This is a genomic window from Micromonospora sp. NPDC005257 (assembly GCF_042872445.1).
Lineage (GTDB): Bacteria > Actinomycetota > Actinomycetes > Mycobacteriales > Micromonosporaceae > Micromonospora.
This window is the reverse complement of the sequence record NZ_JBIAKL010000002.1, coordinates 354206-377973: the sequence shown is the minus strand read 5'-3', so window position 1 is coordinate 377973 and position 23768 is coordinate 354206. Positions and strand designations below refer to the sequence as shown.

Annotated in this window: 19 protein-coding genes; 18 read left to right on the top strand and 1 reads right to left on the bottom strand. The window is 71.4% G+C overall.

From position 1 onward, the window contains the following. Positions 1–15 precede the first annotated feature (15 nt). From ACFYO8_RS05170 to ACFYO8_RS05145, 6 genes are all read left to right on the top strand, one after another. The gene (locus ACFYO8_RS05170; protein ID WP_354868330.1) at positions 16–390 is read left to right on the top strand and encodes a hypothetical protein; all 375 of its coding nucleotides are present in this window, start codon (positions 16–18) and stop codon (positions 388–390) included. Between the two features lie 30 nt (positions 391–420). Further along, on the top strand, positions 421–1587 hold the full coding sequence (locus ACFYO8_RS05165) for a YcaO-like family protein (protein WP_355047260.1): 1167 nt from the start codon (positions 421–423) through the stop codon (positions 1585–1587). Further along, a complete protein-coding gene (locus ACFYO8_RS05160) occupies positions 1580–2977 on the top strand; it encodes a TfuA-like protein (RefSeq protein WP_355047259.1) in 1398 nt (465 codons plus the stop codon). Before ACFYO8_RS05165 ends, ACFYO8_RS05160 begins: the two co-directional genes overlap by 8 nt. A 10-nt stretch (positions 2978–2987) precedes the next feature. Continuing rightward, entirely contained in the window at positions 2988–5114 is a 2127-nt protein-coding gene (locus ACFYO8_RS05155) for a radical SAM protein (protein WP_355047258.1), read from the top strand. A 72-nt stretch (positions 5115–5186) separates the two neighbouring features. Continuing rightward, positions 5187–6254: a DUF2855 family protein gene (locus ACFYO8_RS05150; protein WP_355047257.1), complete on the top strand. Its 1068-nt coding sequence runs from the start codon at positions 5187–5189 to the stop codon at positions 6252–6254. 161 nt (positions 6255–6415) lie between these two features. Continuing rightward, positions 6416–6589, top strand: coding sequence for a hypothetical protein (locus tag ACFYO8_RS05145; protein WP_354868342.1), 174 nt, complete (start codon positions 6416–6418; stop codon positions 6587–6589). Between the two features lie 29 nt (positions 6590–6618). Here the strand turns inward: ACFYO8_RS05145 and ACFYO8_RS05140 are convergent, their stop codons facing one another. Next, entirely contained in the window at positions 6619–7911 is a 1293-nt protein-coding gene (locus ACFYO8_RS05140) for a GAF domain-containing protein (protein ID WP_355047256.1), read from the bottom strand. A 252-nt stretch (positions 7912–8163) separates the two neighbouring features. Here ACFYO8_RS05140 and ACFYO8_RS05135 point away from each other — a divergent pair, with 252 nt between their 5' ends. The 12 genes from ACFYO8_RS05135 (at position 8164) to ACFYO8_RS05080 (ending at position 23717) form a co-directional block, all read left to right on the top strand. Beyond that, positions 8164–9555, top strand: coding sequence for a glycoside hydrolase family 6 protein (locus ACFYO8_RS05135; protein WP_355047255.1), 1392 nt, complete (start codon positions 8164–8166; stop codon positions 9553–9555). A gap of 197 nt (positions 9556–9752) precedes the next feature. Further along, positions 9753–13364, top strand: coding sequence for a beta-ketoacyl synthase N-terminal-like domain-containing protein (locus tag ACFYO8_RS05130; protein ID WP_355047254.1), 3612 nt, complete (start codon positions 9753–9755; stop codon positions 13362–13364). Between the two features lie 21 nt (positions 13365–13385). Continuing rightward, positions 13386–16775 carry an amino acid adenylation domain-containing protein gene (locus ACFYO8_RS05125; protein WP_355047253.1) on the top strand — a complete coding sequence of 1130 codons (3390 nt, stop codon included), beginning with the start codon at positions 13386–13388 and terminating at the stop codon, positions 16773–16775. A gap of 371 nt (positions 16776–17146) precedes the next feature. Continuing rightward, entirely contained in the window at positions 17147–18001 is an 855-nt protein-coding gene (locus ACFYO8_RS05120; protein WP_355047252.1) for a hypothetical protein, read from the top strand. A 195-nt stretch (positions 18002–18196) separates the two neighbouring features. Next, positions 18197–19075, top strand: a complete 879-nt coding sequence (locus ACFYO8_RS05115) for a hypothetical protein (RefSeq protein WP_354868354.1) — start codon at positions 18197–18199, stop codon at positions 19073–19075. Between the two features lie 2 nt (positions 19076–19077). Continuing rightward, a complete protein-coding gene (locus tag ACFYO8_RS05110; protein WP_354868357.1) occupies positions 19078–19959 on the top strand; it encodes a diiron oxygenase in 882 nt (293 codons plus the stop codon). Further along, positions 19956–20198: a hypothetical protein gene (locus tag ACFYO8_RS05105; RefSeq protein WP_354868360.1), complete on the top strand. Its 243-nt coding sequence runs from the start codon at positions 19956–19958 to the stop codon at positions 20196–20198. The genes ACFYO8_RS05110 and ACFYO8_RS05105 overlap by 4 nt, the downstream gene beginning before the upstream one ends. Next, positions 20198–21025 (top strand): hypothetical protein, encoded by an 828-nt coding sequence (locus ACFYO8_RS05100; protein WP_354868362.1) that lies wholly within the window; start codon positions 20198–20200, stop codon positions 21023–21025. Before ACFYO8_RS05105 ends, ACFYO8_RS05100 begins: the two co-directional genes overlap by 1 nt. After that, positions 21025–22008 carry a nitronate monooxygenase gene (locus tag ACFYO8_RS05095; RefSeq protein ID WP_354868364.1) on the top strand — a complete coding sequence of 328 codons (984 nt, stop codon included), beginning with the start codon at positions 21025–21027 and terminating at the stop codon, positions 22006–22008. The genes ACFYO8_RS05100 and ACFYO8_RS05095 overlap by 1 nt, the downstream gene beginning before the upstream one ends. A 4-nt stretch (positions 22009–22012) precedes the next feature. Then, positions 22013–22879 (top strand): alpha/beta fold hydrolase, encoded by an 867-nt coding sequence (locus ACFYO8_RS05090; protein WP_354868366.1) that lies wholly within the window; start codon positions 22013–22015, stop codon positions 22877–22879. Further along, on the top strand, positions 22872–23126 hold the full coding sequence (locus ACFYO8_RS05085; RefSeq protein ID WP_354868368.1) for a hypothetical protein: 255 nt from the start codon (positions 22872–22874) through the stop codon (positions 23124–23126). The genes ACFYO8_RS05090 and ACFYO8_RS05085 overlap by 8 nt, the downstream gene beginning before the upstream one ends. Positions 23127–23195: 69 nt before the next feature. Then, on the top strand, positions 23196–23717 hold the full coding sequence (locus ACFYO8_RS05080) for a 4'-phosphopantetheinyl transferase superfamily protein (RefSeq protein ID WP_354868370.1): 522 nt from the start codon (positions 23196–23198) through the stop codon (positions 23715–23717). The last annotated feature ends 51 nt before the right edge of the window (positions 23718–23768 follow it).

Sequence of the window (23768 nt, the reverse complement as noted above, 5' to 3'; positions counted from 1 at the left end):
GGAAAGGACCCAAAGATGAGCAACGACGACCAGGAATTCGGCGCCAGATTCGTGACCAAGTACTCGGAACTGGTCACCGCGGTGTGGCGCAGCGACGAGGAACTCCAGCGCCTCCTCGCCGACCCGACCGGCTACGCGACGGCGGCCGGTCTGCCGGTCGCCCCCGGCGCCACGGTCGAGGTGGACCGCGCCCAGCCCGCCACGCTCTACACCAAGGAGCAGATCGTCGCCGACTGGGCCGGCACGCCGGGCCGGCACGTGCTGCACGTGCCCGAGGTGCCGCTGGTCGACCTCAACGAGCTGACCGAGGCCGAGCTGGAGACGGTGGCCGGCGGCGTGGCCGCGGCGGCCGACAACAACGTCAACATCATCGCCGTCCTCATCGTCTGAGTTCCTCCCCCCACCCCGCCGGGAGCCTCGATGACTGACACGACCGAGACCATCGCCTTCCGATCCGGCACCTACCGGACGGCCACCGTGGAGCAGACCTGGGCACGGGTCGGCGGCATGCTCGACCGGTTCCGGCTCACCCGGGTCGCCGACATCACCCGGCTCGACGAGATCGGCCTGCCGGTGCACGTCGCCTACCGGCCGGTCGGCGCCACCATGGCGGTGAGCGTCGGCACCGGCGCCACGGCGATGCAGTCCCGGGTCAGCGCGGTGATGGAGAGCATCGAGTCCTGGCATGCCGAGAACCTCCGGCCGGGGACCGCCGTCCGGTCCCCGGCCGAGGCGCTGGACCTGCCGTACGACGTGCGGTGGCTGCACCTGGCGGAGCGCTCACCGCTGACCTCCGCCGTCGAACTCGACTGGGTCGAAGGTCGTGGACTGGTTACCGGTACGCCCTGCCTGGTGCCCCGCGCCACCATCGAACTCGACTTCACCGTCCGGCGCGGGTGGGACCGCGCCCTGTTCACCGCCAGCAGCAACGGGCTGGCCACCGGCAACACGCTCGCCGAGGCCAGCCTGCACGCCCTGCTGGAGGTCGTCGAGCGCGACTGCATCGCCCCGTACTGCACCTCGCCGCTGACCGAGCGCACCTACACCGACCCGGGCACCGCCACCAACGCCATGACCCGCACCGTGCACGAGGCGCTGCTCCGGGCCGGCTGCTGGGTGGAGGTCTGCGACATCACCAACGAGGTCGGCGTGCCCTGCTACGCCGCCTCGATCTGGTCCCCCGACCTGCCGGTCACCTTCGGCGGCTTCGGCTGCCACGTGGACCCGGAGATCGCGGTCGGCCGGGCCATGGCGGAGGCGGCGCAGTCCCGGCTGGTCATGATCTCCGGGGCCCGTGACGACATCGACGCCACGGCGTACCACGACGTCGGCGCGCCGCCGGTGCCGCCGCCCACTGTCGACCGGCCAGCCGGGCCGGTCCGCCGAGACCCCCCGCCCGCCGGGGACGTGACCCAGGTGCTGCGTGAGCTGGCGGTGCGGGTGCAGCGGATCACCGGAGTCGAGCCGTTCCGCGTCGACCTGACGCACGACGACATCGGCATCCCTGTGAGCAAGGTGTTCGCCCCCGGCCTGCGCATGTTCGACGAGCGGGCCCTCAGCACCCGACCGGGAGCACCCCGTGACTGACGTCGTCTTCATCGGACCGAGCCTGCCGGCCGACGAGGTGGGCCGGCTGCTGCCCGACGCGGTGGTGCTGCCACCAGTCGCGCACGGCGACCTGCTCCGCCTGGACGTCGGCCCCGGCGACCGGGTCCTCGTGATCGACGGGTTCTTCCTGCAGCGCCCGCCGGTCCGCCACCGGGAGATCCTGGACCTGCTCGATCGTGGGGTGACGGTGGCCGGCGCGGCCAGCATGGGCGCGCTGCGCGCCGCCGAGCTGTGGCCGTTCGGCATGCGTGGCGTGGGGGAGGTGTTCCGCCTCTACCGCGACGGTGTGGTGACCGGCGACGACGAGGTGGCGGTGGTGCACGGGCCCGCCGAGGAGGGCCACCGCACGTTGAGCGAGCCGCTGGTGAACGTCCGGATCGAGTTGCGCCGCGCGGTCGCCGCCGGTGTGCTCAGCCGGGCCGAGGCCGAGCTGCTGCTGGACATCGGCCGGGAACTGCCCTTCCGGCGGCGGTCGTACCGCGCGCTGGAGCGCACCGCGCCGCCCGGGGCCGCGGGCGCGGTGGACCGGTTTCTGACCTGGCGCCGGTGCGATCCCGGAGACGCCAAGGGCGCCGACGCGCGGCTGCTGCTGTCGATGGCGGCGCAGAACGCGCCGGAGCTGTGCCCCGCGCACGCGGACGACCAGCCGATCGACAACCTGCACACCCGCTTCCTCGACAGTTGGCGCTCCCGGTTCGCCGGGGCGCCGGTCGGTGGCCACTGGGTCAGCGACCGGGATGCCGCGGCCGTGCTGATGCTGCTGCACCCCGAGGCACCGGCCTGGCACCGGCGGGGGGTGCTGGCCGGGCTGGCCGAACTCGACATCACCGACCCGGCGGTCGAGGAGCGCGCCCACCGGGCGGCCCACGACCGCGGCCTGACCGGCGTGCCGCCGGGCGGCTGGGAATGGCTCACCGACCGGGACCGGGGCATCGACGACCGGGAGGCGGTGCTGCGGGTGCTGGTGCGGGCGTTCGGCACCACGCCGTACCGCAGCCTGGCGCTCTGGATGGTCGCGGCGCCGCTGCGTACCCCCGCGATGCTCGCCGCGGCGCGGCAGGTCGCGGCGACCGCGGCGTCGCTGAACGAGACGCTCGTCCCGCGTACGACGGGACACCGCCGCCCGGGTGGCCGGCTCCACTTCCGCACCGAGGTCGTCGACGGGTGCTTCGCGCGGTTGTGGGGCTGCGACGCCGACGGGCTGGAGGCGGCGGCGTGGGACCGGGGCTTCGACAGCCTGGCGGCGTTCCGGTACGCCGCCGAACCGCTCGTGGCGTACGTCAAGGCGTTCGGCGCCCCGCGACTGCCGGCGGTGGCGCAGCGCACGCAGGAGGACAGCCCGGCCGGTTCAGCGGCCCGGATCGGTTGAGGAGGCGTCGATGACCGCATCGGTGAAGGCGGCACTTGTCTACCCCCCGCTGACCGACCCCACGTCGGGGTACCACTCCCTGAACTACCTCGACTCGTACGCGCGGGCGCAGGGGCACCGGCCGGCGGAGATCATCGACGCCAACATCGAGGCGTTCCACCACTCGTACACCCCGGCCGCGTACGAGTGGCTGCGGCGGGAGCTGTCCCGGCGCTCGACCGACGACCTCAGCGGCCCGGACGCGCTGATGGCCCGGGCGAACCACCTCGGCCTGCCCGACCCGGACCCGGAGCGGCTGCGCCGGTCCATCGGCGTGTTGCAGGACCCGAACCTGTTCTACGACTACCGGCACTACCAGGAAGCGGTCGAGGGCGTGATCGCCTGGATGGACGCGCTCGGCGCGGTCGGTTTCCCCGGGCAGTTCCGGGCCGGATTCCGGCTCCAGCCACCACCGATGATCTCGATCGGCTCGGTGGCCGCGTTGACCGACGAGGCGCTGCTCGGCCGGCTCAACCGGCCCTTCCAGCCGTACTACGAGGACGTGCTCATCCCGCGGCTGGCCGCCGGCGACCACCAGGTGATCGGGATCAGCGTCACCTACCAGTGGCAGTTGCCGTTCGCGCTCTGGATCGCCCGGCTCGTCCGCCGGGCCTGCCCGGACGTCTTCCTCGTCGCCGGTGGCACGGAGATCTCCGACGTCTGGAAGTGCGCCGCCCGGCCCGAGTACGTCTTCCAGGTGCTCGCCGACTTCGACGCGATAGTGGTCGGGGAGGGGGAGAGCGCGTACACCGAGATCCTGGACGCGGTCGCCGCCGGCACGCTGCCGGCCGGGCACCCCAACGTCCGCCTGCACCCCAGGTACGGCCGCCAGCGTCACCTGCCCCTGCGCTACGAGCGCCTGGCCCAGGTGCCGGTGCCGGACTTCTCCGGCCTGCCCTGGGACCTCTATCTCAGCCCGGAGCGGTTCGTCTACTACTCGCCGACGCGGGGCTGCTACTGGAACAAGTGCACGTTCTGCGACTACGGCCTGAACACCGACGGCCCGACCAGCCCGTGGCGGCAGGACACGGTGGCGACGATGATCGCGGACGTCACCGAACTGTCGAAGTTCGCCAAGTTCATCTACTTCTCGGTGGACGTGCTCGCACCCGCGACCATCCTGCGCTTCGCCGAGCAGGTCGTCGAGCGAGGGCTCGACTTCCGCTGGGGCGCCGAGATCCGGCTGGAGAAGTACTGGTCGGACGAGCGTTGCGAGCTGCTACGGCGCAGCGGCTGCGTGGCCGTGTCGGTCGGCTTCGAGTCCGGCAACCAGCGCATCCTCGACCTGATCGACAAGGGCACCAAGCCGGAACAGGTGCGGCGCACCATGACCGCGATGACGAAGGCCAACATCGGCGTGCAGATGATGGGCTTCACCGGGTTTCCCACCGAGACCCGGGAGGAGGCGCTGGACAGCATCACGTTCCTGCGCGACAACCCCGACCTGTGGACCCTCGGCGGGCTCGGCGACTTCATGCTGACCCCGGGCGCGATCGTCGCCAAGGAGCCGGAGCGGTTCGGCATCACGAACGTGCGGCCGGTGGAGGGCTCGGACATCGTCCGGATGCTCCGGTACGACGAACCGGTGACCGAGGCGGCGCAGGCCGAGGTGGCCCGGGCCAAGGCCGACCTGAACCCGGGCCACTTCCACCGGCCCTGGCTGGGCAGCACCGACACCCCGCACACGTTCTTCTACCACGACCGGTACGGCACGGCGGTGCGCGGCGTGCTCGCCCACGACCGGGTCCGGCACGACACCGACGACGAGACCGAGTTCCTCGCCAACGGCGTCTTCGTGGATCGCGACGACGAGCAGGTGTGGGACGCGTACCGGCGGATCCGCTCCGACGAGCAGGAGGGCGCCCCCGGCGAGCTGCCGGCGGACCGGCACCTGTTCCGCCGCACCGACGGCCAGGTGTTCGCGCTCAACCGCAGCAGCCGGCTGTTCCTGGATCTGTTCAGCGCGCCGCTGACCCTCGCCGACGCGCAGCGCCGGCTCTGGATCGTCGAACCGGCGGTCGCCGACCGGGTCTGGCGCACCTTCATCGGGCAACGGCTGATCCGCCGGCACCAGCTTCCGGCCGAAACGGCGCGGTGACGCGCGACGGAGTGGGATTTTGCACTCCCAGTGCATCTTGTCTCCCGGGTCGCGCCTGCCTAGCGTCAGACCATGCCTGACTCGTGGACGTTCGCTGTGGCCCGGGACGACCTCGCCGACACCACGCTCGTGGACGGCCCGGTGCCCGACCTGTCCGACGGGGAGGCGCTGCTGCGCGTCGAGCGCGTCGGCCTGACCGCCAACAACGTGACGTACGCGGTGCTCGGCGAGGCGATGCGCTACTGGGAGTTCTTCCCGCCCGCGCCCCGATCGCTCGGCGAGCGGTGGGGCCTCCCGCCACTGTGGGGCTTCGCCGAGGTCGAGACGTCCACGGTGGCCGGGGTCGAACCGGGGCAGCGGGTGTACGGCTATCTTCCGCCCGCCCGCCACCTGGTGGTGCGACCGGACCGGGTGGACGCGAGCGGGTTCCGCGACGCCAGCGCGCACCGGGCCGACCTGCCCTCGCCGTACAACGCGTACCGGTCGACGGACGGCGACCCCGCGTACCGGGCGGATCAGGAGGACCTGCTGATCCTGTTCCGGCCGCTGTTCTTCACCTCGTTCATGCTCGCCGACCAGATCCTCGACGAGGACGCCTACGGGGCGCGGTCACTGGTGCTGTCGTCGGCGTCGAGCAAGACGGCGTACGCCGCCGCGTTCGAACTGCACGGGCGCGGCCCGCGCCTGATCGGGCTCACCTCGCCCGGCAACCTCGCCTTCACCCGTGCGCTGGGCTGTTACGACGAGGTCGTCTCGTACGACGACATCGGCACGCTGGACGCCGTACCTACCGTCTACCTCGACCTGTCCGGCTCACCCGCGACCCGCGCCGTCCTGCGCGCGCACCTCGGCGATCTGCTCGTCCGGGACATCGCCGTCGGACTCACCCAGCAGACGCCGAACGCCGGCGCCGCCGGAGAGGTCTTCTTCGCGCCGGTACGCATCCGCAAGCGCAGCCGGGACTGGGGTCGCACCGGCCTCGACGCCCGGTTCGCCGACGCCTGGCAGCGGTTCTCCCAGGTGGTGAGCGGATGGCTCGACGTGCGGGTCGGCGCCGGTCCGGAGGCGCTGCGGGAGGCGTGGCTGGACGTCCTCGCGGGCCGTACGCCGCCCCGGGTGGGCCACGTCGTGCAGTTCTGACAACGTCGCCGATTCGGGCCGCGACGCGACGGCCCGGCTGATGCGCGCTAGGCTGACGACGCAGGGTACCGATCACTGATCGCCACCCCTTGTTTCTCCCACGGTTTCCCAGCCGCGATGACTGAGTCGAGCGCTGCCGTGCAGATCCCTTGGAGCACCACGTGCCCGACAACACGTTCGCCCTGAACCCTTTCCGTGTGGAAGGGATCGGGGTCACCGGCGACGAGCGCGGTCCGATCGCGGACATCAGCGCCGAATCCATGACCCGCCTGCGGAGCCCGTTCACCACGACGCGCCCCGGCCGCGAGTCGACCGGCGCGCCCGTCGGGCGCTAGGCCCTCATCCGTCCGCGATCGGCAGGCGCTCAGCGGTTGACGTAGGCGGCCAGGCCGCCGAGTTCCTCGTTGGCGATGAAGGCCGACCGGACGTTGATGATGGCCTCCTCGACGTGGACCGGGCAGCCCCACGCGGAGTCGCCCCACGAGTCCGCGACCTTGATCTCGGCGGGTGCCGTGCAGCCGTCGCTGCCGCCGAGCTGACACCGCTCGGGGCGGGGGGTGGCGGCCTGCGCGGCGGCGGCGGCGCGCAGGCGGGCGGTGAGCTCCGCGGCGGCGGCGGCGCGTTGCTCCGCCTCGGCCCGCAGTTCCCGTTCCGCCCGGACCACCCGGGCCAGCTCGTCGTGGGCGGCTCGCGCGCGGGCGTCCGCGGCGGCCTTCGCCTCCTCGATGTGGTGGCGTTCGACGGCCAGGGCGGCGGTGCCGGCGAAGACCCGGGCGAGGGCCAGGTCGGCGTCCTGCGGGACGCGCGGGGTGCGGTGGTACATGGCGAACGTGCCGAGCAGGCTGCCGTCACGGCCCAGGATCGGGGTGGACCAGCAGGCGGCGAGTCCCGCCCGCCCGGCCAGATCGCGGAAGTCGACCCAGAACGGGTCGGTGGCGATGTCGGTGACGATCACCGGTTCCCGCCGGTGCGCGGCGGTGCCGCACGAGCCGACGCCCTCACCGGTGGCGATGCCGTCGATGGCCTCGTTGTAGAAGTCGGGCAGGCTGGGCGCGGCGCCGTGGCGCAGGTGCCGGCCGTCGGCGTCGGCGAGCAGGACGGAGACGAGCATCTCCTGCGGCGCGAGGTTCTCGATGCGACGGGCCATCCCGTCCAGCACCTCGCTCAGGGGCGCCTGACGGGCGATCTGCTCCAGCATGGCGCGGTGCTCGGCCATCAGTCGTTGCGCCTGCTTGACCTGAGTGGTCTCCACCCCGATGACCCGGATCCCGGTCACCGTGCCGGCGGAATCGCGGCGTGCCTCGTAGGTGAAGTCGAAGAACGTCTCCCGGGCCCGCGACCCGGCGCCCAGCATGATCCGGGCGTCGTGGCCGGTGTAGGACTCGCCGGTGCGGTAGACCTCGTCGAGCAGGGCGATGAAGCCCTGACCGTCCAGCTCCGGCATCAACTCGGCGAGCGTGACCCCGGTTCGCGCGCGTTCCTCGCCGATGGCGGCGAAGAACGCCGGGTTCGCCGCCTCCACCACGTGCGTCGGCCCCGCGAGGGCCGCGAAGACGGCGATGGACTGCCCGAACAGCGTCCGTAGATCCTCGTCCGCGGGTCGCGCGGCGACCGGCGAACCCACAGTGGTCGGACGCTGGCCTGGTAGCGCCGTCATTCCTGGTCTCCCTCTAGGCCGGCATCGTCGGTCGGCCGACGGGCCCGCGCCGGTGACCGACGACAGATTACGGGCAGGGCCGCGAGGCCACCGTCCGGCATGCCGGTGGGCACACGCCGGCCCGGCGGCCGCGGTCACATCTTCCGGCAGTGGCTGCCGTTCACATCTTGGCATCGATGCCCGCCTCCGTTACCGTCGTGGGAACGCTCCCATGAACTTAGATACGTCTATGTGATCAGGAGGAAACACGACGTGGCTATCCTCTCGTCCCACCGCAGATCAGCGGCCATCAGCGTGGCCGCGGTCGCGGGGCTCGCCGCGGCCGGCGTCGGTCTCGCCGTCGGCGGCGCATCCGCCGGCACCGTGTCCGGATCGCTCTATCGCGACCCGAGTTCGGCGGTCGTCCGTTGGGTCGCCGCCAACCCCGGGGACTCTCGCGCAGCCGTCATCCGCGACAAGATCGCAAGCCAGCCGCAGGCCCGCTGGTTCGCCAACTTCAACCCGTCGACCATCCAGTCCGAGGTCTCCGGTTTCGTCGGCGCCGCCAACGCGGCCCAGCAGATCCCGGTGCTGTCGGTGTACGAGATCACCAACCGGGACTGCGGCGGGGCCAGCGCCGGTGGGGCGCCGGACCTCAACCAGTACCAGACCTGGGTGTCCAACTTCGCCAGAGGACTCGGCAACCAGACCGTCATGATCATCCTGGAGACCGACTCGCTCGCGCTCCAGACCTGCCTGAGCGCCAGCGAGCTCAGCGCCCGCAACCAGGCGCTCACCACGGCGACCCAGACCATCAAGTCGGCCAACCCCAACGCCAAGGTGTACCTCGACGGCGGCCACTCGACCTGGAACAGCGCGAACGACACGGCCAACCGGCTGCGAGCGGCCGGCGTGCAGTACGCCGACGGCTTCTTCACGAACGTGTCGAACTTCAACCCCACCTCCAGCGAGGCGAACTTCGGCCGGGCGGTCATCTCCGCGCTCAACGGCATGGGCATCTCCGGCAAGCGGCAGGTCATCGACACCAGCCGCAACGGGGGAGCCGCCGGTGACTGGTGCGCGGACGACAACACCGACCGGCGTATCGGGCAGTACCCGACCACGAACACCGGCGACGGCAACATCGACGCGTACCTCTGGGTGAAGCCGCCGGGTGAGGCGGACGGCTGCCGCTACACGGCCGGTTCGTTCCAGCCGGACCTGGCCTTCAGCCTTGCGAACGGCGCGCCCAACCCGCCGCCCACCACGGCGCCGCCGACGACCAACCCGCCGACCACCGCGCCGCCCACCACGGCGCCGCCGACGACCGCGCCGCCCACCACGGCGCCGCCGACCACCCCGCCGCCGACCGGTAACGGCTGCTCCGCGTCGGTAGCGATCAACCAGTGGAGCGGCGGATTCACCGCGAGCGTGAACGTCACCGCTGGCTCGACGGGCATCAACGGCTGGACCGTGACCGTCGCGTTGCCCGGCGGCGCCGCGATCACCGGCACCTGGAACGCCCAGGCCAGCGGCACCAGCGGCACCGTCCGGTTCACGAACGTGGGCTACAACGGGCAGGTCGGCGCCGGGCAGTCGACCAACTTCGGCTTCCAGGGCACCGGCACCGGCCAGGGCGCGACCGCCACCTGCGCCGCCGCCTGACCACACCTGACGGAAGGGCCCGGCGCGGAGGATTCTCCGCGCCGGGCCCTTGGCGTGTCACCCGTCGACGTAGGGGTGGTTGTGGGGTGTCTACCGGGGTTACCGCGCCAGTAGGGTTCGTCAGGAATCGAGTTCCAACAATGAGTTCCCTGTTTCGCCGCTAATTGCCGGAAACATCGGAGGGGGGCCCGCGGTCGGTGGCTGATGAGGAGAAGCTCCGTCAGTATCTGAAGAAGGCCACCGGCGAGCTGCAGGTCACCACGCGGAGACTGCACGAGGCCGAACTAAAGGATTCCGAGCCCATTGCGATCGTCGGCATGGGCTGTCGATTTCCCCCCGATCTGCGCTCACCGGAGGACCTGTGGCGGTTTCTCGTGGACGAGCGCGATGCCGTCGCGCCCTTTCCCGCGGATCGCGGCTGGGACGCGTCGAGCCCTCTCGCCGAGGCGATGCCGCCACCGCGTGGCGGGTTCGTCACCGGCGTCGACCGCTTCGACGCCGGGTTCTTCGGCATCGGCGAGACCGAGGCGCTGGCGATGGATCCGCAGCAGCGGCTGCTGCTGGAGACCGCGTGGGACGCGGTCGAGCACGCCGGTATGGACCCGGCCGCCCTGCGGGGGACACCGGCGGGCGTCTACGCGGGTGTGTCCTACTGCCACTACGGCGCGGGACCGCAGGCGGAGCTTCCGCCGGGTGTCGGCGACCAGCTGATCATCGGCGGCACGCCGAGCACGACGTCCGGGCGGGTCTCCTACGTCATGGGCCTGCGCGGGCCGGCGATCAGCGTCGACACGGCCTGTTCCTCGTCGCTGGTCGCGATCCACCTGGCCTGTCAGGCGCTGCGGCGGGGCGACTGCGATCTCGCCCTGGCCGGCGGCGTCACGGTGATGGCCACGCCCGGCGTCATCATCGAGTTCGGTCGCCGCGGCGCCCTGGCCGCGGACGGCAGGTGCAAGCCCTTCGCCGCGGCGGCGGACGGCATGGGGTTCGGCGAGGGCGCCGGGCTGCTGGTGCTGGAACGTCTCTCCGTGGCCCTGCGCAAGGGCCGATCGGTGCTCGCGCTGATCCGTGGATCGGCGGTCAACCAGGACGGCGCCACGAACGGACTGACCTCGCCGAGCCGTTCGGCGCAGGAGGCGGTCATCCGGCAGGCGCTGGCGGAGGCCCGGCTCGACCCCGACCAGGTGGACGCCGTCGAGGGGCACGGAACCGGTACGGCGCTCGGCGACTCGATCGAGGCCGAGGCGCTCATCGCGACCTACGGCAAGGGCAGAACGAGCGGCCGCCCTCTGCGACTGGGCTCGCTCAAGTCGAACATCGGGCACACCCAGACCGCGTCCGGGGTCGCCGGGGTGATCAAGATGGTCATGTCGATGCGTGCGGGACGGCACGCGCGGACCCTCCACGTCGACCGGCCCTCGGACTACGTCGACTGGTCCGGCGGGACGGTCGTGCTGACCACCGGCTCGGGCCCGTGGCCGTCCGACGGCCGCCCCCGGCGGGCCGGTGTGTCGTCCTTCGGCATCAGTGGCACCAACGCGCACGTGGTCGTCGAGGAGCCACCGGAGGCCGACGCGGACGACTCCGCCCCGGCGCCGGACGCCGCCTGCGTGCCCTGGGTCCTCTCCGCGAAGAGCGAACCGGCGCTGCGCGCCATGGCGGCACGGTTGCGTGACCTCGGCACCGGGACACCCGCCGCGGCCGCCCGGATCGGCATCGCGCTGGCCCGCACACGGGCCGGGTACCGGTACCGCGCGGTGAGCGTCGGCACCGGCCTCGACGAGCATCTCGCCGCCCTCGCGGCACTGGCGAGCGGTGCGGACGCTCCCGGCCTCACCACCGGCAGCGCCACCACCGCGAAGCCCACCCTGGTGTTCACCGGCGGGGAGCCGGCCGACGACGACTCGGTGGCCGGGCTGGCGCGACGCTTCCCGGCCTTCGCCGAGGCGTACGACGACGTCCGGGCCCGGCTCGACGCCCACCTCGGCCGGCCGCTCCGGGCGTACCGCCAGGCCGCCGTCTTCGCCCACCAGGCAGCGCTGTGGCACCTGGTCGACTCGTGCGGCGTCGCACCGGGCCTCGTCGCCGGTTCGGGAGTCGGCGAGATCACCGCGGCACACGTCGCGGGCGTCCTGTCGCTCGCGGACGCCGTGGCACTCGTCGCCGCCGTCTCCCGTGCCTCCGACGCCGCCGACCCCGCTGGCCGGGAGGCGCTCCGGGCGACCACCGCGCGGATCGGCTACGCGGAACCGCGTGTCGCGCTCACCCTGACCGGCGACGCCCGCGATCCGGACCACTGGGCCACGGGTGCCTTCGGCCGGGCCGGGGCCGGGGAGGTCCTGTCCCGCGTACGGTCCCCGGGTCCGGCCTGCCTGGAACTCGGCCCGGAAGCCGTCACGACGGCGGCGGACGTGCTCACCCGCCTCGCGGACGCCTACGCGGCCGGAGCAGCGGTGTCCTGGGAGGCGACCTTCACCGGAACGGGCGCCCGCCCGGTACGCCTGCCCGGCTACCCGTTCCAGCGCGAGCGGTACTGGCTCGCCGCGTCGGGCAGCCGGGTCGGCGCGGGCGAGATCGTCCGCGCGGCCGTGCACCCGCTCCTCGGTGGACCGATCGACCTCGCCGACTCGACCGGACGGCGATACGCCGCGACGCTCACGGCGGGGCAGCCGTGGTACGCCGCGGCGTACCGGTTGCGGGGCACGCCCGTCCTGCCGCCCGCCGCCGTCGCGGAGTGGGCGCTTGCGGCCGCCCGTCACGGCGCACACAGCGGCGACGTGTGGACGATCGAGGACGTCACCCTCGCCGAACCGGTCCCGGTCCCGGCGGCCGTGCAGACGAGCGTGGAGACCGGTGGCGACGCCCTCCGGATCAAGGGCTACAGCGCGGGCCCCGGGGACGCGGAGCGCGGCTGGGCACTGCGGTTCACCGCCTCGGCCACGCGGCGGACCCCGCCGGCACCGCCCACGACGGACCTCGACCGACTGCGCGCCGGGATGACGGAACACGATCCGGCGGACCTGTTCGCCCGGCTCGCCGCCGCCGGCGTCGACTCCGGCCCGGCTTTCCGGCAGGTGGTACGCCGCTGGTGGCGGACCGACGCCGAAGCCTTGGCACTCGTCGAGACCGATGTGGCAGGCGCCGACGACGGCCGGCACCTCGTCCACCCGGTGATCCTCGAGAGCTGTTTCCTGACCGCCCTGACGCTCGTCACCGAGCCCAGCCCGCGGGTGCCCTCGCGCCTGTCCCGTCTCACCCGGCACCGCGAGCTGCCCCAGCGGGTGTGGTGTCACGTCCGCCGGACCGCGGACGGCCGGCTCGACCTGGAACTCCGGTCCGACGCGGGTGAACCGCTGGTCTCGGTCGCCGGGCTGGCGCATGCCGCAGTGGAACTGCCCGACCGGCGCGGTGTCCCGGCGGCACCGGAGGCCGCCGAGCCGTGGGACGCCGCGCGGTTGTCACTGCTCGCCGTCGAGGAGCCGCAGGCGGCGCGGGAGGCGCTCACGGAACTGCTGTTCTCGCGGGTGACCGGCATGGTCGACGGGCGCGTCGAGGACCGGGAGGACCTGCGGGTGCGGTTCCCCCGCGTCCGGCTCGGCGATCTCGGCCTCGACTCGCTGCGGGCTATGCGGCTGCGGGAGCAGTTCCGCGCGGAACTCGGTGTGGACGTCCCGCCACAGCGTCTCCTCGGCGACGGCACGGTGGCGGACATCGTCGACCTGGTCTGCCGGTCGCTCGCGGCGCGTCGCCTGATGGCCGCCGAGGAGGAGCCGCAGGACGCCGGACTGATCGAGGAACTCATCTTGTAACCCGCCAGGAAGGCAGGCACGATGCCCACGGATCTGTTCGCCGAGTTGTACCGGCGCGGGGTCAGATTGCGGCTCACCGACGGTCGGCTCCACGTGACGGCCCCGCCCGGCGCCCTGACCTCCGAACTGCGCGAGGAGATGAGCCGGCACCGGGACGAGCTCATCGAGGTGATCAAGCGCGCGGAGGGGGCCGGCGACCAGGCGGGCATCGTCCCGCAGCCCGCGCACAGGCACGAGCCGTTCCCGCTGACCGACATCCAGCAGGCGTACTGGGTGGGTCGGACCCCGGCGGTGGAACTCGGCGGGAACGCGGCACACGGCTACCTCGAGTACGCCGTGGAGGATCTGGACATCCCGCGGCTGAACCGCAGTCTCGACAAGCTCGTCCGCCGTCACGACATGCTGCGCGCGATCGTCGAGCCCGGCGGGCTCCAGCGCGTCCTGCCCGAGGTCCCGCCGTACGACGTCCAGGTGGCCGACCTGTCGGCACTGGACGACGTGGCCCGCGAGGCCGAGCTGCTGCGGATCCGGGGTGAACTGGCCGACCAGATCCTGCCGGCCGACCGGTGGCCGCTGTTCGAGGTCCGGGCGACCCGGCTGGACGACCGGCGGTGGCGGCTGCACCTGAGCCTCGACATGCTGATCATGGATGGCTTCAGCATCGGGCTCTTCCAGCGCGACTGGTTCCGCTTCTACAGCCGTCCGGAGGCCGAGCCCGAGCCGATCGAGGTCAGCTTCCGCGACTACGTGCTGGCCGAGCAGCGGCGCCAGCAGCAGGGCGACGAACGGTTCGAAGCCGACAAGCGCTACTGGCTGGACCGCCTCGACCAGTTGCCGCCCGCTCCGGACCTGCCGACGGCGGTCCAGCCCGGGCAACTGCCCGCCCGGGCGCGGTTCGCCCGGCACAGCGCCCGCCTGTCCCGGGAGGGGTGGTCCGCGGTCAAGGAGACCGCCCGGCGCCGCGGCCTGACCGCCTCGGCAGTGCTCATCGCGGTCTACGCCGACGTGCTGCGCCGCTGGTCGAAGCGGCCGGAGCTGACCCTCAACCTGACGTTGTTCAACCGCCCGCCGCTGCACCCGCGGATCGGTGAGGTGATCGGCGACTTCACCTCGGTGGTCCTGCTCGAATCGCGGCCCGACGCGGAGGACTCGTTCACCGCGCGCGCGAAACGGCTGCACCACCAGCTCCTGGACGACCTGGCACACGCCACGTACTCCGGTGTCCGTGTCCTGCGCGAGCGTGCCCGGCGCTTCGGGGGCCGGCCCGGAGCGGGGATGCCGGTCGTCTTCACCAGCATGATCGGCTTCGACGCCGAGTCGAACCTCACCGAGTCGGCCCGGCTGTTCGGCGAGGTCGTCCACGGCGCCAGCCAGACGCCGCAGGTCTGGCTGGACTACCAGGTGCTCGAGGACCGGGGCGAGCTGCTGGTCAACTGGGACTTCGTCGACGACCTGTTCCCGGCCGGCATGATGGCGGAGATGTTCCGCGCCCACCACGCGTGCCTGGAGCGCCTGGGGGAGAGCGAAGCCGCCTGGGACGAGCGGGAGCTCGTCGGGCTGCCGGACACGCAGGCCGAAGAGCGGGTGCGGGTCAACGCCACGGAGGCGCCGATCCCGGACCGGACGATCTGCGGTCTGGTCGAGGACCGGGCCGGGCGGACCCCGGACGCGACAGCGGTCGTCGCCGCGGACGGTGAGCACACCTACCGCGAGCTGATGGACGACGCCTACCGGCTGGCCCACGTCCTGCAGGCGATGGACGCGTCGCCGGACGCGCTCATCGGTGTCGTCACCGACAAGGGCTACGAGCAGGTGGTGGCCGTCCTCGGCGTCACCCGGTCCGGTGCGGCGTACCTGCCGATCGAGCCGCGCTGGCCGGCCGCCCGGCGAGAGCAGTTGATCGAGCAGGGCCGCGTCAGGGTGGTGGTCACCACGTCGCGGCTGCGCGACGAGCTGACCTGGCCCGAGGGCGTCACGCTGGTCACCCTCGCCGATCCCGAGGTGGCGTCCGCGCCCGCCACCGCACCGTCGGCGGGACCGGCCCCGGAGGACCTGGCCTACGTGATCTTCACTTCCGGGTCGACCGGCACCCCGAAGGGCGTCATGATCGACCATCGGGCCGCGGCCAACACGATCCAGGACCTCAACGATCGTTACCGGATCACCCCCGAGGACCGGACGCTGGCCCTGTCCGCACTCAGCTTCGACCTGTCCGTGTTCGACGTGTTCGGATTCCTGGCGGCCGGCGGTGCCGTCGTCATGCCCGAGCCGGGCAGGCAGCAGGACCCCCGGCACTGGACCGAGCTGGTGCACCGGCACGGGGTGACGGTCTGGAACAGCGTTCCGGCGCTGATGCAGGTGTGGATCGACGCACACGATCCGGCCGCGCCCCCGCCCGGACGCAACCTGCGGCTGGTCATGATGAGTGGGGACTGGATCCCCGTCGCCCTGCCGGACCGGATCCGCGCGTTCTACCCCGCGGCCCGGCTGATGAGCCTGGGCGGCGCCACCGAGGGGTCCATCTGGTCGATTCACTACCCGATCGGCGTGGTGCCTCCCGAGTGGTCCCGGATCCCCTACGGCACGCCGCTGGCCAACCAGACCATGCACGTGTACGACCAGTGGCTGGAACCGAGCCCGGTGTGGGCGACGGGTGAGATCTACATCGGTGGGAAGGGGGTGGCCCGCGGCTACTGGGCGGACGCGGTACGGACGCAGGAGCGGTTCGTCACGCATCCCCGGACCGGGGCGCGGCTCTACCGGACGGGCGACCTCGGCCGCTATCTGCCGGGCGGCGACATCGAGTTCCTGGGGCGCGAGGATTCCCAGGTCAAGTTGAACGGGTACCGCGTGGAACTCGGCGAGATCGCGGCCCTGCTCCGGCGCCGGCCGGGCGTCCGCGAGGCGCTGGTCGCGGTGGACACCAACCCCAGGACGGGCCGCCACCAGCTGGTCGCCTACGTGGTGCCGGCGGAGGGCGAGGCGGTCGCGGGGCGCATCCACCCCGACGCCGCCGGGCTGCGGGCGGAGCTGGAACGCGTCCTGCCGGAGTACATGGTTCCCCGGCACTACCTGCTCATTCCGAAGGTGCCGCTCAGCGGCAACGGGAAGGTCGACGCGACGCTCCTGCCGACCCCGAGGGAGCAGCAGTCGCCCGCCCGTCCGTCCGGCCCCCAGGACGAGCTGGAGCGGACGCTGCTGGGGATCTGGCGGGAGGTCCTGGAGCGGGACGACTTCGGCACGGAGGACAACTTCTTCGAGCTCGGCGGCGATTCCCTGCACGCGATCGGCGTCCTGGAACGGATCGGCCGCGAACTCGGCACGACCGAGAAGCAGGAGGACGGCATGCGGCGGCTCTTCGACAATCCCACCGTCGCGGGGCTGGCCGCCGCGATTCGGGCCGGAGAATGACCCGGCTTCGCGGGCGCGATCCTCTTGTCTCTGGGGTATGACAGGGGTTGATTAATGTGATGAGTCAAAAAGGCGACGTCCGGTCATGTGCCACGCACTTCCGATAGTGCATTCCTCATGTTCCAAAGCGCTTTCCCGATCGGTACCGTGGTCCGGTAGAGCGCAGGTCTATTCGCCTGTGTCATTCGCTGAGAAGGGGCGATTAGCCGATGGCCGAGCGGGGCAGCGGGCTGAGCATCAAGGCGGCGGCGACCTGGTTTCCGCCGGACCGGGAAGGGCCACCCGGAAAAGATTTCAGTGCGGAAGACCTGGAGCGTGTCGGCGTCAAGGAACTGAGCGTAGCCACTCACCAGTCGGCGCCGGAAATGGCCGTGTCCGCCGCACGCGACGCGCTCGCGCAGAGCGGCGTCGAGCCGGGCGGTATCGGATACGTCGCCCACACCCACCTGTACCACCAGGGATTCGACATCTGGTCGCCGGCGCACTACATCGCGCACCAGACCGGTGCCGTCTCCGGCCTGCCGATGACCGTCCAGCAGACCTGCAACGGCGGCGCCCTCGCGCTGCACCTGGCGGCCCTGTGGCTGCGCGCCACGCCGGAGGCGGCGGCGGCTCTGGTCACCGCCGCCGACCGGTTCACCGGCCCCGGGTTCGACAGGTGGGGCACCGACGACGAGGCCGTCTACGGTGACTCCGGCGCCGCGGTCGTCCTCGGTCGGCGCGGAGACGGCAACGACCTGCTCGACCTGCTGGCCCTGGAGATGGCGGCGGACCCGTCGTTCGAGACGCAGCTGCGGGGGGACGACGAGTTCGGCGCCGCGCCGCTGTCGCACGGCGCACCGATCAGCCTGGTCCGCCCCAACAACGTCTTCCGGGCATCCAGTCAGGCCGCGCAACTGGGCAAGAGCGGTGTCGAGAAGCTCTACGCGGCAGTGCAGACGAGCCTGACGAAGGCCGCCGTGGCGCCGGACGCCATCCGCTGCGTCGCGATCCCGCGGCTCACCCGGCACATGCGCGAGAACGTCTTCAAGCCCGGCATCGGTCTGCTGCTCAACCGGCAGCCCGAGTACATCGAGAGCGAGACCGGTTGCCTCGGTCCCGCGGAATACCTGGCGAACCTGTCGGACATGGCCTCGGTGCTCGATCCGGGCGATGTCGGCATGCTCATTCAGGGCGGCGGCGGGTTCACCTTCTCCTGCACGATCGTCCGTCGGCCGGCCGACTGAAACTGTGCGGTCCGCCGTCAGGAGCCGAGCGGCTAACAGTCCGCTCGGATCCCCATGAAGGTCATCGTGTCGCTGCGTGTTTGGGGAGTTGGGCCCGTGTCGGACCAGGTAACGGTGGATGCGCCCTGGGAAAAGGTGGCGGAAAGCATCGAGTTCATTCCGTCTGACTATTCCGTCAGGGACAGACCGGAATCCGTGGCGCAGGAGATGCTCCGCTGTGGACCGGCGGAGATCGACCGGCTCGTCTCCGCCGGGCTGCCGTTCGAGGAGCGGTCCGGTGTCCGCCATTTCGATCAGAACGACCTCTACAACCTCGGCATGTACTCGAACACGTCGAAGACGCAGCCGGAACTCGCGTTCCGGATGCTCTTCCGGTTCGCCGGACGGCCGGTGGACGACCTGCTGCGGACGAAGACCTGGGACTTCCAGCTCCGGCTGGAGTGCGCCGACTGCGGCGGCCACGCCCCGTGGCGCGTCGAGGCGCCGGACATCGCCCGGTTCGGTGGCGGGGTCGCCGACGTGACCGCGCCGGAGCCGAGCGCGGAGGCGGCGCAGTACTCGGCCTCGGTGACCACGACCGGGGCGCGTACCCCGATCGTCTCTCCGGCCCTGCGCGAGCTGACCCGGGAGTACCTGGCCGCCGGCTACCGCTGGCAGATGCTGCCCGTGCCCATGCAGGCGGACTACGCGCTGGTGCACGAACTGGGCGCGACCAGTTGCATCGCGGCCAGCCTGATGCTGGCCGAGCGCTTCCGGGCGGCCGGCTACCGGGCCGAGGCGAGGCGCGGGTGGTTCTGCGGCGTGCTGGGCGGCGCGCTGGACCTGCCGCACGCCTCCGTCGAGGTCGAGGACGACGACGGGCGGATCAAAGCCATCGACATCGCGAAGGCCCAGCTCGCCGCGAGGCTCTCCGCGAACACCGGTGAGTTCCAGGAGCTGTGCCTGGGGTCGATCTACAACAAGGTGATCCCGTCCACCGCCTCCGGCGACGCGGCTCTGGCCCACCACGAGTGTGGCTCGCGGGGGCCCGTGCACGTCCGCGCGGATATCCGATCGGTGCAGAGGAGAGATTGAACATGGCCGTACGCGAGATGGAACCGGTGGTGCTGGACCTGGCCCGGCTGGAGCAGATGGCCGAATCCGGCTACTACAACCCGTACACGATGTTCGACTGGCCCGACTCCATCGAGACCGACAAGCCGTGGATGAGCGAGAACCTGACCACGCTGGCCGGCACGGAGATGTGGGACGAGCTGAGCCGCGAGCAGCAGCTCGCCCTGACCAGGTACGAGACCGTCAACTTCTTCAGTCTCAACATCCACGGCATCCGTGAGCTGATGAGCGAGGTCGTGATGCGGATCCACGACCGGAACTACGCCGCTGTCTCGGAGTTCATGCACCATTTCATCGGCGAGGAGAACGAGCACATGTGGTTCTTCGCGCAGTTCTGCCTGCGCTACGGCGGCAAGCTCTACCCGCCCCAGCCGTCGCTGAAGGCGGACTCGGTCAACCACCTGTCCCCGGTGGCCCGCGAGCTGGTCGTCTTCGCCCGCATCCTGATCTTCGAGGAGATCGTCGACTACTACAACGCGCGTATGGCGAACGACCAGTCGTTGCCGGCCATCGCCCGGGAGATCAACCGCCTGCACCATCAGGACGAGAGCCGCCACGTCGCGTTCGGACGGCTGCTGTTCAGCAATCTGCTCGGCCAGGTGGCGGCGCGCGACCCGGAGGAACTGCCGGTCATCGCCGAGTACCTCGAGAGCTACCTGCAGTACAGCATCGGCACCCTCTACGACCCGACCGCCTACCGCGACGCCGGCATCCCGGACGCGCTGGCGCTGCGGCGGCGGGCGCTGAAGCACCCCGTCCGGATCGCGGCGCACGACCAGATCCTCAAGCGGACCAGGAGCTTCCTGTCCAAGGCCGGCGCAGGTAGGGAACTGATCGCGCGATGACCGAACCCATGCTCGCCGTTCAGGAGTTCATCCTCGAACGCAATCCCAAGCTCGATCGGTTGAGCGGCGACCTCGACCTGATCGACAGTCGGGCCATCAACTCGTTGGCCTTCGTCGAGTTCATCTTCCTGCTGGAGGAACTGACCGGCCAGCCGGTCGATCCCGAGGACATCGACCTCGACGACTTCCGCACCCTCAAGGCGATCGAAGCGCGATTCTTCAACCACAAGGCGGCGTGATGACCACGGCAACCGACAAGGGCCTGAGCATCCTGGACGGTCCCCAACTCCGGCTGCTGCGGGCGGTGGACGGGGTGTTCCAGCGCTTCGCCGAAGGCTGGCAGGCCCCGGAGTTCCGATTCCCGTTCCTGATCCAGTGCCGGGACCTGGACAACTTCGACTACTTCGACAACTTCCCGCACCTCGGGCTGGCCGCTACCCGGCTGGATCCGCAGCGTCTCGGCAAGCTGCTGACCGAGGCGCCGCGGCCGCTGGAGAGTGTCCCGCCGGAGATCATGGAACCGACCGCGTTCGCGCTGCCCTCGGCCGCCTGCTACGCCATCTACCTCGACCTGGCCGGCACGGCGCTGCCCGACGCGGGGCTGTTGCGGACCACGCTCGCGACGTGCTTCCGCAACGAGGACCACTACGACGGCCTGCAGCGGCTGCTGGGCTTCTCCATGCGGGAGATCGTCTTCATCGGGCCCGAGGACGGGGCCAAGCACCACCTCGGGCGTGCCAAGGAGACAGTGCTGGCGCTGTGTGCCGCCCTCGGCCTGGACGTCCGGGTGGAGGTCGCGACGGATCCGTTCTTCGACAAGAACGGCAGCAAGGCCAAGATGCAGCGGCTGTTCCCGGTCAAGGAGGAGTTCGTCGTCCAAGGCCTGGCGATCGGCTCGGTCAACTACCACCGCAACTTCTTCGGCGAGCGGTGTTCCATCCAGGTGGCCGGGAGCCCGGCGCACACCAGTTGCCTCGCGTTCGGCCTGGAGCGGTGGGTGCACGTCCTGAGCCGGCACTTCGGCGACGCCACCGCCGCCCTGTCGGCGGTGGAGAGCGTGGCCTGATGCCCGCCACGGTGGCGCAGCTGCTGGGAGTCCGTGTCAGCCTGCTCCAGTCGGGGATGGGTGGCGTGGCGGGCCCCGAGCTGGCCTGTGCCGTGTCGGAGGCGGGCGCGGCCGGCTGCCTCGGCGGTTACAAGCTCGTCGGCGGGGCGCTGTCGGCCGCACTGAAGCGGCTGGTGGCGGGCACCGAGCACCCGGTCGGCGTGAACCTGATCCAGGAGGTCGTCGGGCCGGACGAACTCGCCCGGCAGGTGGCGCAGGTGCTCGACGAGACGCCGCAACGGGTGTACCTCTCGCTGTTCGGCATGGCCGACGACGCCGTGCTCCGGCGGATCACCGCCGTCGGGCGCGCGCTGGTCGTCCAGGTCGGGACCGTACGGGACGGTGTGCGCGCGGCCGAACGGGGCGCGATCGTGGTTGCCCAGGGCATCGAGGCCGGCGGGCATCTGCTCGGCACGTCGACCCGGGACGAGCTGGTCGCCGAGCTGCGGGCCGAGTTGCCGGACGCGTGTCTGGTCGCGGCGGGCGGCATCGGCTCGGCGACCGACGCGGCCCGGGCGGTGGCCGCGGGAGCCGACGGTGTGTTGCTCGGCACCGCCTTCGTGGTGGCGCGCGAGTCGCTGGCCCACCCGTACTTCAAGGCCGCGGTCTGCGCCTCCGAGGGGGCCGACACCGTGATCAGCGACGTCTACGAGATCGGCTGGCCGGGCCGGCGGCACCGGGTCCTGTCGACGGAGGTCACGCGCAATCCCGACCAGCCCAAGAACTTCATCGGCCGTACGACGGTCGAGGGGAAGCCGTACGTGGTGCCGCGATTCAGCGCCGCGGTGCCGACGGTCGCGACCACCGGCCGCATCGAGGAGATGGCGATGTACTGCGGCCTGTCCTGCGACACCGTCTCCGCCGAACTGTCCGCGGCCGACATCGTCGCCGAATTCGCCCACGTCCTGCCGGGCGCCGTACTCCCACAAACAGGGAAAGGATGAACCAATGCCTGGGTACGAGAATCTCTCCCGGCTCGATCTCACCTACCGTGAGGACACGCCGCGGATCGCCACTCGCGAGGGAGTCGAGCTCTATTACGAGTCCCGCGGCGAGGGCACCCCGATCACCCTGCTCAACGCCTTCTTCCTGACCAGCCCGTCGTGGCGGGTGTTCACGGAGGAGCTGGAGAAGGACTACCGGCTGATCAGCTACGACCTGTGCAACCACGGCGCGTCCTCGCACGTCGGCGCGGAGCCCACCTGGGACGAGCACGTGGTCGATCTGATCGCGCTCCTCGACGCGCTGGAGATCGAGTCGACCTACCTGATCGGGGTGTCGTCCTCCACCCTCCTGGCGCGCGACGCCGCGCTCAGGCACCCGGACCGCATCAAGGGCGTCGTGCTCGCGGCGCCCGTCTTCGGCCCGCGCGGGATGCGCCGGCAGCGGCAGGTCCAGCGGGCCTGGCTGCGGACGCTGCAGACGCACGGCGTCCCGGCGCTCTACGAGCACCTGTATCCGGAGGTCTTCAGCGCCGAGATGAACGAGTTCCTGGGTGCGCCGGGCTTCCTGGGCTTCCGGGAGGCGTTCTCCGCCCTGTCCACGGTCGAGGACCTGGTGAACGGCCTGACCCGGGCCATGAACGACGAACACAAGCCCGAGATGCTGGCCGGTCTCCAGGCGCCGACGCTCGTGGTCATCGGCGACGACGACTTCCTGCTGAGCCCCACCGGCGCCCGGGAGCTGGCCGAGCAGCTGCCGGACGGTCGCCACGAGATCATGCCGAAGGCCGGTCACATCCCGTACGTGGACGACGCCGAGACGTTCCAGGACATCGTGCGCCGGTTCGTCGAAGAAGTGGAATCGCGTGGCTGACCAGGCGACCCAGGTGCGGCTTCGCATACGGGAGCTGCTGGTCGGCCTGTTCACCGACGCGGCGTTCCTCAGCGGCCTGCCCGACTCGGGGTCACTCCGGCAGGCGGGGGTGTCGTCGAACGCGCTTGTCAGTCTGCTCGTGGCGATGGAGGACGCCTTCGGCTTCCAGTGGGACGACGACGTCCGGCCGGAGGCGCTGCGTTCGATCGACTCGCTCGCGGACCACGTGTTGGCAGTGCACGCCTGAGGGTGTCCGACGGTGATCGATCCGCCCCTTCCCGGGCTCCCGGCCGAGATGCGTATCGAGTGGTGCCGGGTGCGGGCGCCGTACGACCCGGTGGAGCAGTCGGCGGCCGGTCGTCGGGCGGCGTCGGCGGCACTGGCCGCGGCCGGCGCCGCCGACGCCGCCGTGCCGCGCCACGCCGACGGTCGGCCGCGCTTCCCGCCCGGCTTCGCCGGTTCGATCTCGCACACCGACCGGCTGGCGGTCGCCGTCGTGCTCCCCGGCTCCGCCGCCGTGGGCGTGGACGTCGAGGAAGCCGCCATCAGCCCACGGGTCGCGCGATTCGTCTTTCGCGAGTCGGAGCGGCGGGCGCTGCTCGCGCCGGGATCGGAACTCACCCCGCAGGGGTTGTTCGCCGCCAAGGAGGCCGCGTTCAAGGCGATGTACGGGCCGGACACCGAAGACCTTTTGTTCTGGCACATCCGGCTCAGCCGTAGCGGCGATATGACGATCGCGTCCTGTCGCGATACGACTGCCCGGATCTGGATTCATTCCGAAAATTGTCTGTCGCTCGCCGTGGCAGTTGTCGTCGGATCGCCGACAGGTGCCACTTGAAGTGTTATTGCTCATAGCCGTATGTGAATTGCTCACCTGTGTGAATGCTGC